Genomic DNA, 1,453 nt, shown 5'->3' on the forward strand with positions numbered 1-1,453 from the left:
GCAAGTACGCCCACTTCCTCCAGTATGTGCGTCACAACTACGACCGGGCGGAGGAGATGTACCAGCGGTTCGTCGAAGCCGACCATGGAAGGTTATTCAGGGGGTGGTCGTGAAGGAATATAGTGCGAGTGCTGCGGCGATGGTCTGCTCGAATGTTTCCAGGGGTCTCCTGTAGGCGGTGTGGAGGATTCTCCAGGGCTTGATGTGGGCGATGGTGCGCTCGACCACCTGGCGGATTCTGTTGACGTTCTTATTCTCCTCCTTGGCCGCCTCGCTCAATTCGCCATTGGGGGGCTTCTTATGAGGCGTGATCATTCCTCTTCCCACGAAGGTTATTCTGGGTGTGTCTTGGGTCATTTCTGGGAGGCGATATGATGATGGCCCACTCCCGTGGGGTATCATGGGCGTAGAACAATCACCCCATGACCCCGGAAGGAGTGGACCATCATGATGGAGTGTACCACAGGTCTGACTGACGACGAGTTCGACGAGCCGCTCGCCTGGCTGCGCGAGGAGGGTGTCGAGGGGTATAGCGGGAATAAAACGAAATCCGCATCCGGCGCTTCGTTTTGAGTTCTGAATAACCTTCCTTGTGGGTCGTGGGGTCGTGCCGGTGATTGGAATTCGGAGGGGTGCTGTCATGGAGGTCGTTGAGTTGCCCAACGGGCTCGGGTCGAAGCTGAGGGCCGTCGAGGGGCTGGTGGTGGGTGAGGACTGGTCGGGCACGGGGGTCGAGCGCTTCGGCACGACGAGCACGCGTTTCGAGCGCTGCCGGTTCGAGCGGATGAGGGTCGGGCAGTTCACCGCCGGCGGGGCGGGTCGGTTCGCCGAGTTCGTCGACTGCTCCTTCGACCGGTCGCACCTGTCCTTCAGCCCCGCCGGACGGACCAGGTTCGTGCGCTGTTCGTTCCGCCGGGCACGGCTGGTGGACTTCCGCGTCAACCCCGTGGACCTGATCGACTGCGACTTCACGGGCGCCGATGTGCGCCGGAGCATCTTCTGGGGCGGGCTGGACGACTACAAGCGCAGGAGGGAGCCCGATCTCAGGGTCCGCAACGATATCCGGGGCAACGACTTCTCCGGGGCGACCCTGGTGGACACCTCCTTCCGGCGGGGCGTGGACCTGACGCTCCAGCGCCTTCCCGCCGGCGAGGACTGCGCACTGGCCCTGGACGGGGCCGCCGCCCTGGACCGGGTGCGGGCACTGGTCGACACCTGGGACCGGGAGAACCGCCGGGACGCCCTGGACTGGGTCGAGATCTGGCGGAGCGACCTCGACGGCGGCCAGGAGCACCTGTTCGTCTGCCGCCCCAGGATGAAGGATCTCGCCGACTGGCCCGCCATCAGGAGAGCCATCAACAACTAGCCGTGCGCCATCGATGGCCGCGAGATCGGGGCGTATCAATACCGCTCCTGCCGCCGCCCGCCCCCGTCGCGGAGTATCGGGCGGCCG

General features: G+C 64.5%; 3 protein-coding genes. 2 read left to right on the plus strand and 1 reads right to left on the minus strand.

Going from position 1 to position 1,453, the window contains the following annotated elements:
* Positions 1-96 precede the first annotated feature (96 nt).
* The gene (locus tag G446_RS20490; protein WP_169721313.1) at positions 97-357 is read right to left on the minus strand and encodes a transposase family protein; all 261 of its coding nucleotides are present in this window, start codon (positions 355-357) and stop codon (positions 97-99) included.
* 90 nt (positions 358-447) lie between these two features.
* Between G446_RS20490 and G446_RS21410 the strand changes: the two genes are divergently transcribed.
* Both G446_RS21410 and G446_RS0114990 read left to right on the plus strand, forming a co-directional pair.
* Positions 448-573, plus strand: a complete 126-nt coding sequence (locus G446_RS21410; protein ID WP_281170238.1) for a hypothetical protein — start codon at positions 448-450, stop codon at positions 571-573.
* Positions 574-640: 67 nt separating this feature from the next.
* Positions 641-1,366 carry a pentapeptide repeat-containing protein gene (locus tag G446_RS0114990; protein WP_026410116.1) on the plus strand — a complete coding sequence of 242 codons (726 nt, stop codon included), beginning with the start codon at positions 641-643 and terminating at the stop codon, positions 1,364-1,366.
* Positions 1,367-1,453 lie beyond the last annotated feature (87 nt).

It is taken from the genome of Actinomyces dentalis DSM 19115 (assembly GCF_000429225.1).
Lineage (GTDB): Bacteria > Actinomycetota > Actinomycetes > Actinomycetales > Actinomycetaceae > Actinomyces > Actinomyces dentalis.